We start from the raw sequence: 14,914 nt of genomic DNA on the forward strand, positions 1-14,914 counted from the left end.
CGATTTCAAGGTTCGCAAGACACAGAACACACCAGCAGACCGACCTGGGAGCAGCCCCCCGATGGCTCGACACCTCATCACCAGCGCCCTTCCGTACATCAACGGGATCAAGCACCTGGGCAACATGGTGGGGTCCATGCTCCCGGCGGACGTTTACTCCCGTTACCTCCGCCAGCGCGGCCACGACGTCCTCTACATCTGCGCGACGGACGAGCACGGCACCCCGGCGGAACTGGCCGCGAAGGAGCAGGGCATCCCCGTAGCGGAGTTCTGCGCGCAGGCGCACGACGCGCAGAAGGCGGTCTACGACGGCTTCGCGCTGGCCTTCGACTACTTCGGCCGCAGCTCCTCCCCGCAGAACCGCGAGATCACGCAGCACTTCGCCCGCCGCCTCAACGAGAACGGCTTCATCGAAGAGCGCGCGATCCGCCAGGTCTACAGCCCGACCGACGGCCGTTTCCTCCCGGACCGCTACGTGGAGGGCACCTGCCCGCACTGCGGCTACGACAAGGCCCGCGGCGACCAGTGCGAGAACTGCACCCGAGTCCTGGACCCGACCGATCTGATCAACCCGCGCTCCGCGATCTCCGGCTCCACGGACCTGGAGGTCCGTGAGACCAAGCACCTCTTCCTCCTCCAGTCGAAGCTCCAGCACGAGGTCGAGGAGTGGGTCGCGGCGCACGAGGAGGAGTGGCCGCAGCTTGCGTCCTCCATCGCCCGCAAGTGGCTCACCGAGGGCCTGCACGACCGCGCGATCACCCGCGACCTGGACTGGGGCGTCCCCGTCCCGGCGGACACCTGGCCGGAGCTGGCGGCGGAGGGCAAGGTCTTCTACGTCTGGTTCGACGCCCCGATCGAGTACATCGGCGCGACGAAGGAGTGGTCGGACGAGGACCCGGAGAACAGGGACTGGAAGTCCTGGTGGTACGAGTCCGACGCGGGCGAGAACCCGGTCCGCTACACGGAGTTCATGGCGAAGGACAACGTCCCGTTCCACACGGTGATGTTCCCGGCCACGGAACTCGGCATCCGCGAGCCCTGGAAGATGGTCGACTACGTCAAGGCCTTCAACTGGCTGACGTACTACGGCGGAAAGTTCTCCACGTCCCAGAAGCGCGGTGTCTTCACCGACCAGGCCCTGGACATCCTCCCGGCGGACTACTGGCGCTACTTCCTCATCGCCAACGCCCCGGAGTCGGACGACTCGTCCTTCACCTGGGAGCACTTCACGGCGACGGTGAACAAGGACCTGGCCGACACCCTCGGCAACTTCGTCAACCGCGTCCTGTCGTTCTCGAAGAAGCGCTTCGGTGACGAGGTCCCGGCGGGCGCGGCGGCGGGCGAGGCGGAGACGAGGCTCGGCGAACAGATCGCGGAACTCCTCGCCGAGTACGAGACCCAGATGGAGGCCCTCCAGTTCCGCAAGGCCGCGGCAGCGCTCCGCGCCCTGTGGTCGGCCGGCAACTCCTACCTGGAGGAGAAGGCCCCCTGGCTGGAGATCAAGACCGACAAGGACGCCGCCGCCCTCACCCTCCGTACGGCGATGAACCTGATCCATCTCTACGCGGTGGTCTCGGAACCCCTCATCCCGACGACGTCGAAGGCCATGCGCCAGGCGTTCGCCCTCACCGAGGACACGGCGACCTGGGTCACCCCCGAAGAGGCCCGCGCCCTCGACTCGGTCCCCACCGGCACCCCCTTCACCGTCCCCCCGGTCCTCTTCGCCAAGCTGACGGACGAGGACCTGGAGAACTACAAGGAGCGCTTCGGCGGCGAGCCCGCGTGACGACGTGACGGTGTGTTGAACGTGACGGCGTATTGATGTGCGGCGTGAGGCCCCGGACCCGTGAACATCCCGGGGCCTCACGCCTGTCCTGGGGGCTGCCCTACGACAGCACGCCCGCCCCCGTCGTCGACGCCAGCTCCGTCAGCAGGTTCTTCGCCGACGTCTCAAGACCGGCCGTCAGCGTCGGCGTCCAGTTCACCGACGTCTTGATCTTCTTCGACGCGGCGGCGTTGCACGCGGCGACCAGATCCGTCGCCGTGCCGTTGACGAGGTTGCCGGAGCCCGCGACCGAGCCGGTGCCGTCGCCGCTGAGCAGCTTGGCCACCTTGCCGCCGGTCGGCAGCCTCCAGTAGTTGTTCTGGGCCACGACCTGGGCGCCTGCGCGGGAGTTGATGCTGTACTGCGGCGCGTAGCCGTTCAGCGTGGTCGTGTCGTAGACGTTGTTGTAGAGGTGGATCTGGCCGAGGCGGGCCAGCGGGGCGCGCTGGACGATGCCCTTCCACACGTTGTGGTGGATGGAGACGCGCAGCTTGCCGGTGCTGTCGGTGTCGCTGGAGCCGATCAGCATCGTCTTGTCGTGGTTGGTGAACTGGTTGCGCTCGACGGTGACGAGGTCGGAGCCCTTGGTGATGTCCAGGGCGCCGTCGTGGATCTGGTACTCGCGGCCGTAGTACGTCGGGTTCGCGCTGTCGAAGTGCGCCGCGTCGGTGAACGTGTTGTGGTCCGCCCAGACATGACTCGCGCCGCGCAGGGTGACGGAGTCGTACTCCGAGTTCCAGTTGCCGTCGTCGCCGTCCGTCGGGTCCCACTGCGGGAAGCAGTCCTCGGTGGCGGCGAAGGTGAGGTTGCGGACGATGACGTTGTCGACGTTCTGGATCTGGAGCATGCCGCCGGTGATGCCGGCCTTGGTGCCGGGGACGCCGACGATGCTGGTGTTGGCCGGCACCCTGAGCACGACGTTCTTGGCCTGCCTGTCCTGGGCCGCGGCCCGCGCCGTCTCCTGCGTGCCGGAGGGCAGCTTCGAGCGGCCGTAGGTGGCGGGGTCGTACGCCTTCACGTACGAGGTCAGCGAATACCCGGTGCCCGACGCGTAGTCGGCGCAGGTCAGCTTCTTGCCGGCGGCGTCGGTGTTGGCGTCGATCGGGCCCGAGACCTTGATGATCCGCGGTGTCGTGTCCGAGGCCGAGCCGAGCGCCTTCACCAACTGGGCGCGGGTGGAGACGGTGAAGGTGTGCGCCGCGTCCGCCTTCGTGCCGCCGGTCGTGCCGGTCCCGGACGACGCCCAGCCGTCCTTGGCGGCGAGCGTCTGGTGGTAGAGGTCGGCGGTCGTACCGGCGTTCGCGTTCAGTACGACGACACCGGCGCCGACGACGGCGGCCACGGCCGCCGCGGAGACGACGGCGGTGCGCCGCGCGCGGAGGGACCGGCGGTGGGAGGCAGAGGCCACGGATGAGTCCTTACCTGGTGCGAAGAGACACGTGCTGGGTGTGAAGCCCCGGTGAAGGGTTCCTTCGACTCATGAGTGGCCGCGGGGTCAAGAAAGGTTGCCGTTCATCACACTGATCCATCTCTTGCACTCTCTTCACTCCACATTTACCTCGCTATGGGGTTCTGTTCGTGAAAAGAATCCTGATCCGCTCCGGAAAGAGCCCCTACCGTGTCGCCACTCCGGCGGAGTTCATCCAGCAGGACCTGATCGGGACGAACACGGGCAATCTCTCGCGCCGCGGAGATCAACGAGCAGTACGACGTCTTCGTCGTCCCGCTCGCCAACGCCTTCCGCCCCGCCTTCCGGGGCTCGCTCGACCGCCTGTCGACGCTGATCGAACAGCTCACCATCCCCGTCGTGGTGTTCGGCGTCGGCGCCCAGGCCCCCGCGGACTACGACACCGAGTGGCTGAAGCCGATGGCGGACTCCGTCCGCCGCTTCGCCCGCGCCGTCCTGGAGCGCTCCGCCTCCATCGGCGTCCGCGGCGAACTGACCGCCGGCTACCTGCGCGACCTCGGCTTCCACGACGTGGACATCATCGGCTGCCCGTCGATGTTCCTGTCCGGCGCGACCTTCCCGGAGATACGGGCCTCGGAGCTCACCTCCGACTCCCGCATAGCCCTGAACCTCTCGCCGGACGCGATACCCGTCGGCGACATCGCGGGCATCGCCCGCACCGCGTGGGAGCGCTACCCCGACCTCACCTACTACGCGCAGAACACCGCCGACGCGGAACTGCTGATGTGGGGCGACACCACCCCCGAGTCCGGCTACGAGGACCCCTTCCCGCTCCAGCTCAGCCACGCCCTGCTGCAGGAGAACAAGGTCCGCATGCCGCTGGACCCGGCGACCTGGATCGACGAACTACGCGCGTACGACTTCGCCTACGGCACCCGTATCCACGGCAACGTCGCCGCCCTGCTGGCCGGCACCCCGAGCGTGGTCCTCACCCACGACTCGCGCACCCTCGAACTCTGCCGCTACTTCGACATCCCGCACCGCCCGCTCACCGAACTGAGCGCCGACACCGACCCGCGGGACCTGTACGAGGGCGCCGACTTCTCCGCGATGCTCAAGGGCCACGGCGAGCGCTTCGAGCGCATCATCGGCTTCCTCGACCGCAACGACCTGGAGAACACCTACACCCACGGCGACGGCGGCGCCGCCTTCGACGCCCGCATGGCCGCGCTCGACCTCCCCGCGTCGATGCTCGTCTGGGACGGCGCGGACGACGGCCAGCTGCGCTACCGCATGAGCAGCCTCCGCGAGCGCATCACCGCGGCCGACACCCGGGCCGGCGAACGTGCCGCCAAGCAGGCCAAGGAGAACAAGGAACTGCGGGGTAAGCTCGCCGCCGCCGAGAAGCGCGCGAGCGAGACCGCCCGCCAACTCGACGCCCTGCGCAAGGAACTGGCCGCCGCCACCAAGCGCCTCGGCGCGGTGGAGCGCCGGGTCACCGGCATCGACAGGCGCCTCCTGGTCCGCCTCGGCCCGGCCCTGCGCCGCCGCACCCACAAGGCACCCGGCAAGGCTCCGGCCAGTAACGACTGACGTGCCCCCGCACACAGCCCGAGGGCGCCCGGAACCTCACTGCCAGGTTCCCGGGCGCCCTCAACCCTCGTATCTCAGCCGTCGTTCTTTCTCAGCCGTCGTTCTTTCTCAGCCGTCGTTCGTCTCGTCCGTGGCCACTTCCAGGGTCAGGCGGCCGTGGACGCCCCTGGCGAAGTGCCTGCGGTCGTACTTGAGGTACAGCAGGCCGCCCGCGTGCCCGTTGTCCGGGTAGATGGAGTCCTCGTCCAGCGTGACGCGCGTAGTGGTGTTGCTCGCGTACGGCTCCACCTCGGCGGACAGCAGCACCGACTTCTCGTCGAAGAACAGCTGGCCCGTGTGGCAGGCGTGCCCGCCCTCGTAGCCGGCGTCGGTCCAGGTGCCGTCCACGTGGACCTTCACGTGGATGTGGACGCAACGGCCCTGGTACCAGCCGGGGAAGACGGTCCGGAAGGTGACCTCGCCGTGCCGGTCGGTGCGCCAGGTCCCACGCAGATAGCGCTCGTCGTCGGTCGGCTCCTGGTGGCCGCCGCCCGGGGGAGGACCGCCGGTCGGGGTGCCGGTGGGCGTGCCGGTCGGGGTGTCGGTCGGCGGAGGACCCGTCGGGCCGCCGCCCCCGCCGCCGCTGCCCATGTCCTCGTAACCGGAGTACACGCCCGTGGCGTTGCAGTGCCAGATGTCCACGGCCGCGTTCCGGACCGGCTTGCACGTCTCGGCGTCGATCACCTTGAGCCGGAGGGCGAGCGGGACGCCCTCCTGGTCCTCCGTGACATCCCGGCGGATCTTGTCGGCGTCGATGTAGTACGGCCCCTCGACCAGCTCCGAGGTCAGCGTGTAGCAGGTGTCCTCCGGGGCGCCCGGCTTCGGGCCGCCCTCCTCGGCGGATGCGCCGGTGGCGAGGGCGGTGCCGACGCCGGCCGCGGTCACCGCGACGCCACCGGCCACCAGAACCGTACGGCGGGCCAACGTCCCTCTGTCTTCGGGTGTTTGAGTGTCCGTCATGGTCACCGAACGTAGGCGTGGGCCGCTTGGCAGGAACATCTGAAAGAGCTGTGAATCGTGGTGCGCAGACGAAAGGGCTCGAAACCGACGCCGGTTTCGAGCCCTTCGCTACCGCTCAGACCGCTTGCGCTACTTCGCCTGCGGCTTGCGCACCTGGAGGTGCAGCTCCTTCAGGCGGGCCTCCTCCAGCTCCGTCGGCGCGCCCATCATCAGGTCCTGGGCGTTGCCGTTGAGCGGGAAGGAGATGGTCTCGCGGATGTTCGGCTCGTCGGCCAGCAGCATCACGATGCGGTCGACGCCGGGGGCGATGCCGCCGTGCGGCGGGGCGCCGAAGCGGAACGCGCGCAGCATGCCGGCGAACTTCTCCTCGACGGTGTCGCGGTCGTAGCCCGCGATCTCGAACGCCTTCAGCATGATGTCCGGCTCGTGGTTCCGGATCGCGCCCGAGGACAGCTCGACGCCGTTGCAGACGATGTCGTACTGCCAGCCCAGGATGTCCAGCGGGTCCTGCGTCTCCAGGGCTTCGAGACCGCCCTGCGGCATGGAGAAGGGGTTGTGCGAGAAGTCGATCGCGCCGGTCTCCTCGTCCTTCTCGTACATCGGGAAGTCGACGATCCAGCAGAACCGGAAGACGCCCTCCTCGAAGTGCCCGGCGCGCTTGGCGGCCTCGACGCGGACCGCGCCCATGATCTTCGAGACCTCGTCGAACTCGCCCGCGCCGAAGAACACGGCGTGCCCGGCGGCCAGCGACAGGCGCTTGGTCAGCTCGGCGACGTTGTCCTCGGTCAGGAACTTCGCGATCGGGCCGGTCAGCGAACCGTCCTCGGTCACGCGCACCCAGGCCAGGCCCTTCGCGCCGAGCGTCACCGCGAAGTCGCCGAGCTGGTCGAAGAACTTGCGGGGCTGGGCCGAGACGTCCGGCACCGCAAGGGCGCGCACGTGCTTGCCGGCGAAGGCCTTGAACTCCGAGCCCTCGAAGATGTCGGTGATGTCGGTGAGTTCGAGCTTGGCGCGCAGGTCCGGCTTGTCGGAGCCGTACTTCAGCATCGACTCGCGGAACGGGATGCGCGGGAAGGGGGAGGTGACCTCCTGGCCGCCGCCGAACTCCGTGAACAGCTCGGTCATGAGCTGCTCGATCGGACGGAACACGTCCTCCTGCTCGACGAAGCTCATCTCGACGTCGAGCTGGTAGAACTCGCCCGGCGAGCGGTCCGCGCGGGCGTCCTCGTCACGGAAGCAGGGCGCGATCTGGAAGTAGCGGTCGAAGCCGGAGATCATCAGCAGCTGCTTGAACTGCTGCGGCGCCTGCGGAAGGGCGTAGAACTTGCCCGGGTTCAGCCGGGACGGGACGACGAAGTCGCGGGCGCCCTCGGGGGAGGTCGCGGACAGGATCGGCGTCGCCATCTCGTTGAAGCCGAGGGCGACCATCTTCGAGCGGATCGCGGCGATCACCGAGGACCGCAGCATGATGTTGCGGTGCATGCGCTCGCGGCGCAGGTCCAGGAAGCGGTACTCCAGGCGCCGCTCCTCGTTGACCCCGTCCTCGGTGTTGATCGTGAAGGGCAGCGGGGCGGCGGCGCCGAGCAGCTCGACCTCGCCGACCTCGACCTCGATCTCACCGGTCGGCAGGTCCGGGTTCACGTTGTCCGTGCCGCGGGAGACCACCTTGCCGTCGACGCGGACCGTCGACTCCTTGGTGACCTTGTCCAGCGCCTCGTAGGCGGGCGTGCCGGGGCGGGCGACGAGCTGCGTGATGCCGTAGTGATCGCGCAGATCGATGAAGAGGATGCCGCCCAGGTCTCGGCGATTGTGCAGCCAGCCGCTCAGCCGGACGTCGGAGCCGACGTCAGAGGCGCGGAGCTCGCCGCAGGTGTGGGACCTGTACCGATGCATCGTCGTTCATCCAGTCTTCGCGAATCGGAGTCTGTGTGGGGCTGTGTCAGGCTGTGCGGGTCTGAGTTTCGGGGTGTTTCACGTGAAACACCCGGCCAAGCCTACCGGGGACCCAAAGATCGGCTCCCCACCATTTCGGCTCCCGGAACACTTCTCACATGCCGATCGGTGGCACTCATCGATCACCTTTTCTTAAAGTAGGGCAATGCGCACTGGTGAGCCTCTGCCCGCCGTGGGGGAGGTTCTCGCCGCCCTCGCGACCGGCCTGTGGTTCTGGGACACCGCCACGGAAGCGGTCTCGGTGGACGCCGAGGCCGCACGTCTGCTCGGCCTGCCCGCGAAGGCGGCCACCCTCACGGAGGCCCAGACCCGGGCCCGACTGCACCCCGTCGACTGGAACGAGATCGCCGGCATCGTCGGCCTCGCCGTCGCCGAGGGCACCCTCGCCGAGGTGCGGGTCCGGGTCATGGACGAGCACGGCCGGGTGATCCGCGTCGTGCGCTCCCGCTCCAAGCCGTCGTACGACCCCGAACGGCATGCCTTCCAGCTGATCGGCACCCTCCAGGAGGTCACCGAGCCGACCCCGGGCAGCCCGGCGGGCCGCAGTGCCGTCACGGGCGACTGGCGGCGCTCCCGGGAGGCGTTCCTGCTGGACGCGGGCCGGGCGCTGGCCGAGGCGCGGTCGACGGCGGAGGTGCTGCGGGTCGCGGCGGGCCTGTCGATGCCGGGCTTCTCCCCGGACGGGCTCGCGGTCTTCGAGGTCGCGGGGGACCGTCTGTCGATCATCGGCCTGCACGGGTACCAGCCCGGCGACGAGGACCCGTTCTCCCCCATGGCCCTGGAGGCGGACTATCCGGCCGCCGAGGTGATCCGCACCGGTCGAGCCGTCTACCTCTCGTCCCCCGGCGACTACAAGAACCGCTATCCGGCCATGTGGCAGCTGATAGAGCACCTCGGCCGCGAGTCCTGGGCGTATCTGCCGCTGACGGTGGCGGGCCGCACGATGGGGGCCTGGATGGCGTCCTTCGCCTATCCCGTCGCCTTCACCCCCGACGAACGCTCGGTCCTGACCACCATCGCCCGCATGCTCGCCCAGGCCCTCTCCCGGGCCGGCGTCGCCGAGAGCGAGCGCGCCCTGACCGACGGCCTGCAGCGCTCCATGCTGCCGACCCTGGGCCCGCGAATACCGGGCATGAACGTCGCCGCCCGCTATGTACCCACCGGCGGCGGTCTGCAGGTCGGCGGCGACTGGTACGACATGATCCCGCTGCCCGGCAGCACCGCGGGGGGCGGCCGGATCGCCCTGGTCATCGGCGACGTCCAGGGCCACGACGTGCGGGCGGCCGGCCTGATGGGCCAGCTGCGGATCGCCCTGCGCGCCTACGCCTCCGAGGGCCACCGCCCCGACGCGGTGCTCTCCCGCGCCTCCCGCTTCCTGCACGGGATGACCTACGGCTCCCCCGAGGACGCCTCCGACCTGCGCTTCGCGACCTGCCTGTACATCGAGGCCGACCCGGTCACCGGCACCCTGGACATCGCCCGGGCCGGCCACCCGGACCCGGCGATCCGGATGGCGGACGGCACGGTGCTGGCCCGGCCGACGGCGGGCGGGCTGCCGCTGGGCATCGACCCGGACGCCGACTACCCGACCACGCGGATCACCCTCGAACCCGGCGAGACCATGCTGATCTGCACGGACGGCCTGATCGAGACCGGCGGCCACGACCTGGACACGGGCTGGCAGCGGATCCGTACGATCCTCGAAGAGCACGAGGGCGATCTGGAGGAGCTGGCCGACGCCCTGGTGCAGGGCGTGCACGGGCCCTCCTCCCACCACACCACCGGCCCGCTCGCCGACCGCCGCGAGGACGACATAGCGGTGCTGCTGCTGTCCCGCCCGGCGGCGGAAGGCTCCGAGAACGCGCCGGCCGGGGTGATACCGGCGCGAACGGTCCGGCGCACCATGATGTCGGTCGCGCAGGCGGAACCGGAGCGGGTGGCGGTGGCCCGGCAGCAGCTGCGCGAGCTGCTGCACGACTGGACCTCGCTGGACCAGATCGACTCGGCGGTCCTGCTGCTGTCCGAGATGCTCACCAACGTCCTCGTGCACACCGACGCCGACGCGCTGCTGCTGGCCGAAGTCCGCGACGAGGTCGACGGGCGCCGGATACGCATCGAGGTCACCGACACCAGCGACGACCTCCCGCACAAGCGCCGCCCCGGCGAGCTGGCCTCCTCCGGCCGCGGCCTGGTCCTCATCGAGCTCCTCGCCGACACCTGGGGCGTGGACCCGCGGGGCGAGGGCAAGAGCATCTGGTTCGAACTCCACGAGCCCGAGCCGAAGGACGCCGAGGGGTACGGGACCGGCGGCTACGAACCCGAGGGCGCCGGCGACTCCGCCGGCCCCGGCGATCCGGGGGACTCCGGCGGCGCCCCGTAGAGCGTCCGCAGCTCGTGCAGGACCCCGAAGGCGGCCGCGGTCAGCGGTACGGCGAGCAGCATGCCGAGGATGCCGGCGACGGAGGCGCCCGCGGTGATCGCCAGCATCACCACCGCCGGGTGCATCTGCACCGTCCGGCTCTGGATCATCGGCTGCAGCACATGCCCCTCAAGGACCTGCACGGCGAGCACGACGCCGAGGACCCACAGGGCGATGACGAAGCCGCGGTCGGCGAGCGCGACCAGGACGGCGACGGCGCCGGAGAGGAAGGCGCCGAGGTAGGGGATGTAGGCGCCGACGAAGACCAGCGCGCCCAGCCCGACGGCGCCGGGGACGTCGAGCACGAGCAGGCCCACGGTGATGCAGAGGGCGTCGATGAGCGCGATGAGCGTGGTCCCGCGCATGAACCCCTCGACGGCCTCGAAGGCCCGCCGCGCCATGGCCTCGACGATGTCGGCGGTGCCGCGCGGGGCGATGGAGCGCAGGGTGCCGACGGCGCGGTCGGAGTCGCGCAGGAAGAAGAAGACCAGGAGCAGGGCGAGGACGGCCATGGCGATGACCTCGCCGACCACGCTGACCCCGCTGATCACGTTGGAGGCGGCGGTGCCGCCGAACTTGGTGAGCAGTTCCTTGGCGTTGGAGGCGAGGTCGTCCAGCGAGGTCCCGGCGGCCCCGAAGTGCTCGGTCAGCGAAGTGGCCGCGTCCTTGAGGGAGGCGACGATCTCGTCGCCGGTGTCGATCAGCGCGGCGACCACGATGTAGACGGCCCCGCCGACCACGGCGACGACCGCGACACAGGTGAGCCCGGCGGCGACCGACCGGTTGACCCGCGCCTTCACCAGCCGCCGGTACAGCGGCCCGAGCAGCGCCGTGCCCAGCAGCGCGAGCAGCACGGGCGTGACGGCCGTCTTGAGCTCCCCGCACAGCCGGATCCCGACGTAGACGACCCCAGCGAGGAGCAGAAGGACGGCACACCAGGCGGCGAACCGGCGGACGGGCTCGGGAAGCAGCTGCACACGCCCAGCCGACCACGCCCCGAACCCCGCGTCCCGCCCGAACACCCCGTCCGGGTGACGGACCGTCAGCAGGTCATGCGGTTGCCGGGCATTCGGCGGCGCCTTGGCAGGTGGAAGGGCAGACGGAAGGGCCCTGCCCGGTCGGTGCGACCGGGCAGGGCCCTTGGACGGGAGGGTCAGCCCTGGGGGCCGCTCTCCGACATGCCGTGCACCGCCGGGATCGTGCCCAGGCGGCCCTTCTGGAAGTCCTCGAACGCCTGCTGAAGCTCGGCCTGGTTGTTCATGACGAACGGGCCGTAGTGCGCCATCGGCTCACGGATCGGCTGCCCGCCCAGGAGCACGACCTCCAGGTCCGAGGTGTTCGAGTCCTGCTGCTCGTCCGCGCGGACGGTCAGCGAGGAACCCGCGCCGAAGACGGCGGTCTGGCCCAGGTGGATCGGCCGGCGCTCGGCGCCCACCGTGCCCTTGCCGGCCAGCACGTACGCGAGACCGTTGAAGTCCTCGCGCCACGGCAGGGTCAGCTCGGCGCCGGGTGCCAGGGTCGCGTGGATCATCGTGATCGGCGTGTGCGTGACGCCGGGGCCCGCGTGACCGTCCAGCTCACCGGCGATGACCCGCAGGAGCGCGCCGCCGTCGGGGGTGGTGAGCAACTGCACGTTGCCGCCGCGGATGTCCTGGTAGCGCGGGGCCATCATCTTGTCCTTGGCCGGGAGGTTCACCCACAGCTGCAGACCGTGGAAGAGACCGCCGGACACCACGAGGGACTCCGGCGGAGCCTCGATGTGCAGCAGACCGGCGCCGGCCGTCATCCACTGGGTGTCGCCGTTGGTGATGGTGCCGCCGCCACCGTTGGAGTCCTGGTGGTCGAAGACGCCGTCGATGATGTAGGTGACGGTCTCGAAACCGCGGTGCGGGTGCCAGGGAGTGCCCTTGGGCTCGCCCGGCGCGTACTCCACCTCACCCATCTGGTCCATCATGATGAACGGGTCGAGGTGGCGGTAGTGGATCCCGGCGAAGGCGCGGCGCACCGGGAAGCCCTCGCCCTCGAATCCGCTCGGGGCGGTCGTGACGCCGAGCACGGGGCGTGCCACGGCATCGACCGGGGTGGTCACGCGCGGGAGCGTCAACGGGTTCTCGACGGTCACTGCAGGCATGTCGGTACCTCCTTGTGCGGCCAGTTTAGTTGAGCATTGAACTTTCTGCCACCCCTAACAGAGAAAGCCCGGAGGGCATTCCCTCCGGGCCTCCAGGTTCGGGATGTGGATCAGCCGTACATGCGACGCATGGCGAAGTCGACCATCTGTTCGACCGCCTTCGCGTCGAAGACCATCCTGTGCTCGCCCTCCATGTCGAGGACGAAGCCGTAGCCGGTGGGCAGGAGGTCGATCACCTCGGCGCCGGTGATCACGAAGTACTTGGACTCCTTGCCCGCGTACCGCCGCAGCTCCTTGAGCGAGGTGAACATCGGGATCACCGGCTGCTGCGTGTTGTGCAGAGCCAGGAACCCGGGGTTGTCGCCCCGTGGGCAGTAGACCTTCGACGTGGCGAAGACCTGCTGGAAGTCCTCCGCCGCCAACTGGCCGGTGGTGAACGCCCGCACCGCGTCCGCGAGGGACGGTGGGGACGGCTCGGGGTACAGCGGCGGCTGCTGGCCGTACCCGCCCGGCATCTGCTGCTGTCCTTGGGCGTACTGCTGTTGCTGAGCGCCCACACCCTGGTCGTAGCCGTACATGCCCCAAAGAGTACTGAGTCACAGATGACCCAATCGGGGTTGCTTCTTATTACCGACGGGTAGCATCATCTTAGCTACGTATTGATACGTGAACCAGCGCGAGGATCCAGTGCCTCGCCGATCTCTCTACGGAGCCGGGAGCCGTCGCCATGGGGCACTACAAGTCCAACCTTCGGGACATCGAGTTCAACCTCTTCGAGGTACTCGGGCGCGACAAGCTGTACGGCACCGGGCCGTTCGAGGAGATGGACGCCGAGACCGCGAAGAGCATCCTCGACGAGCTGACCCGCCTGTCCGAGAACGAGCTGGCGGAGTCCTTCGCGGACGCCGACCGCAACCCGCCGGTCTTCGACCCGGAGACGAACACCGCACCGGTCCCGGCGTCCTTCAAGAAGAGCTACAAAGCCTTCATGGACGCGGAGTACTGGCGTCTTGGCCTGCCCGAGGAGATCGGCGGCACGACCGCGCCGCCGTCCCTGATCTGGGCGTACGCGGAGCTGGTGCTCGGCGCGAACCCGGCCGTGTGGATGTACTCCTCCGGTCCGGCCTTCGCCCGCATCCTCTTCGACGAGGGCACCGAGCAGCAGAAGCACATCGCGAAGATCGCCGTGGAGAAGACCTGGGGCTCCACCATGGTGCTCACCGAGCCCGACGCGGGCTCGGACGTCGGTGCCGGTCGCACCAAGGCGACCCAGCAGGAGGACGGCTCCTGGCACATCGAGGGCGTCAAGCGCTTCATCACGTCCGGTGAGCACGACATGGAGGAGAACATCCTCCACTACGTGCTGGCGCGGCCGGAGGGCGCCGGTCCCGGCACCAAGGGCCTGTCCCTCTTCCTGGTACCGAAGTACCTCTTCGACTTCGAGACCGGCGAGCTGGGCGAGCGCAACGGCGTGTACGCCACCAACGTCGAGCACAAGATGGGCCTGAAGGCCTCCAACACCTGCGAGATGACCTTCGGTGACCAGCACCCCGCCAAGGGCTGGCTGATCGGCGACCGGCACGACGGCATCCGCCAGATGTTCCGGATCATCGAGTTCGCCCGCATGATGGTCGGCACGAAGGCGATCTCCACGCTGTCGACGGGCTACCTGAACGCGCTGGAGTACGCCAAGGAGCGCGTCCAGGGCTCCGACCTCGCGGCCTTCGGTGACAAGACCGCGCCCAAGGTCACCGTCACCCACCACCCCGACGTGCGCCGCTCGCTGATCACGCAGAAGGCGTACGCCGAGGGCATGCGCGCCCTCGTCCTGTACACCGCCTCCGTCCAGGACGCGATCCAGGTCAAGGAGACGAACGGCGAGGACGCCAAGACCGAGCACGCGCTCAACGACCTGCTCCTGCCGATCGTCAAGGGCTACGGCTCCGAGAAGGGCTACGAGCAGCTCGCGCAGTCGCTGCAGACCTTCGGCGGCTCCGGGTTCCTCCAGGAGTACCCGATCGAGCAGTACATCCGCGACGCCAAGATCGACACCCTGTACGAGGGCACGACCGCGATCCAGGGCCAGGACTTCTTCTTCCGGAAGATCGTCCGCAACCAGGGCTCGGCCCTCAACTCCCTTGCCGAGGACATCAAGAAGTTCCTCGCGCTCGGCACCGGCGGCGAGCAGCTGGCCGGCGCCCGCGAGCACCTCGCCAAGGCGGCCGTCGAGCTGGAGGCCATCGTCGGCCTGATGCTGACCGACCTCGCGGCCACCGAGCAGGACGTCAAGAACATCTACAAGGTCGGCCTCAACACCACCCGCCTGCTGCTCGCCTCCGGCGACGTGATCGTCGGCTACCTGCTCCTCAAGGGCGCCGCGATCGCCGCCGAGAAGCTGGAGACGGCGTCCACCAAGGACGTGGCGTTCTACCAGGGCAAGATCGCGGCGGCGAGGTTCTTCGCGGCCAACGTCCTGCCCGGCGTCACCGGCGCCCGCAAGCTCGCCGAGAACGTCGACCTGGACGTGATGGAGCTCGACGAAGCAGCTTTCTAGATCCACACGTTCCGCGGAGTTCGACGAGGCCG

At 69.2% G+C, this 14,914-nt stretch carries 10 protein-coding genes; 4 read left to right on the top strand and 6 right to left on the bottom strand.

The genetic code is table 11. The features are described 5' to 3' along the window. Positions 1-61: 61 nt before the first annotated feature. On the top strand, positions 62-1,786 hold the full coding sequence (metG, locus tag M2283_RS11105; protein WP_280875969.1) for a methionine--tRNA ligase: 1,725 nt from the start codon (positions 62-64) through the stop codon (positions 1,784-1,786). Positions 1,787-1,886: 100 nt separating this feature from the next. On the opposite strand, the gene M2283_RS11110 is transcribed toward metG, so the two are convergent. Beyond that, a complete protein-coding gene (locus tag M2283_RS11110) occupies positions 1,887-3,233 on the bottom strand; it encodes a pectate lyase family protein (protein WP_280875970.1) in 1,347 nt (448 codons plus the stop codon). Between the two features lie 399 nt (positions 3,234-3,632). Between M2283_RS11110 and M2283_RS11115 the strand changes: the two genes are divergently transcribed. Beyond that, a complete protein-coding gene (locus M2283_RS11115; protein ID WP_280875971.1) occupies positions 3,633-4,826 on the top strand; it encodes a polysaccharide pyruvyl transferase family protein in 1,194 nt (397 codons plus the stop codon). A 108-nt stretch (positions 4,827-4,934) separates the two neighbouring features. On the opposite strand, the gene M2283_RS11120 is transcribed toward M2283_RS11115, so the two are convergent. Further along, a complete protein-coding gene (locus tag M2283_RS11120) occupies positions 4,935-5,825 on the bottom strand; it encodes an intradiol ring-cleavage dioxygenase (protein ID WP_280875972.1) in 891 nt (296 codons plus the stop codon). Positions 5,826-5,954: 129 nt separating this feature from the next. Next, complete coding sequence (aspS, locus tag M2283_RS11125) at positions 5,955-7,718, bottom strand: aspartate--tRNA ligase (RefSeq protein ID WP_280875973.1); 1,764 nt, start codon at positions 7,716-7,718, stop codon at positions 5,955-5,957. A gap of 205 nt (positions 7,719-7,923) precedes the next feature. Here aspS and M2283_RS11130 point away from each other — a divergent pair, with 205 nt between their 5' ends. Then, positions 7,924-10,158 (top strand): ATP-binding SpoIIE family protein phosphatase, encoded by a 2,235-nt coding sequence (locus M2283_RS11130; protein ID WP_280875974.1) that lies wholly within the window; start codon positions 7,924-7,926, stop codon positions 10,156-10,158. On the opposite strand, the gene M2283_RS11135 is transcribed toward M2283_RS11130, so the two are convergent. The 3 genes from M2283_RS11135 to M2283_RS11145 form a co-directional block, all read right to left on the bottom strand. Then, entirely contained in the window at positions 10,089-11,174 is a 1,086-nt protein-coding gene (locus M2283_RS11135; RefSeq protein WP_280875975.1) for an AI-2E family transporter, read from the bottom strand. The genes M2283_RS11130 and M2283_RS11135 overlap by 70 nt on opposite strands. Positions 11,175-11,350: 176 nt before the next feature. Next, positions 11,351-12,328: a pirin family protein gene (locus tag M2283_RS11140; protein WP_280875976.1), complete on the bottom strand. Its 978-nt coding sequence runs from the start codon at positions 12,326-12,328 to the stop codon at positions 11,351-11,353. A gap of 110 nt (positions 12,329-12,438) precedes the next feature. Beyond that, positions 12,439-12,906 carry an SseB family protein gene (locus M2283_RS11145; protein WP_123998889.1) on the bottom strand — a complete coding sequence of 156 codons (468 nt, stop codon included), beginning with the start codon at positions 12,904-12,906 and terminating at the stop codon, positions 12,439-12,441. A gap of 149 nt (positions 12,907-13,055) precedes the next feature. On the opposite strand from M2283_RS11145, the gene M2283_RS11150 reads away from it, so the two are divergent. Next, a complete protein-coding gene (locus M2283_RS11150) occupies positions 13,056-14,882 on the top strand; it encodes an acyl-CoA dehydrogenase (protein WP_280875977.1) in 1,827 nt (608 codons plus the stop codon). The last annotated feature ends 32 nt before the right edge of the window (positions 14,883-14,914 follow it).

The sequence above is a fragment of the Streptomyces pseudovenezuelae genome, from assembly GCF_029892565.1.
GTDB classification, from domain to species: domain Bacteria; phylum Actinomycetota; class Actinomycetes; order Streptomycetales; family Streptomycetaceae; genus Streptomyces; species Streptomyces pseudovenezuelae_A.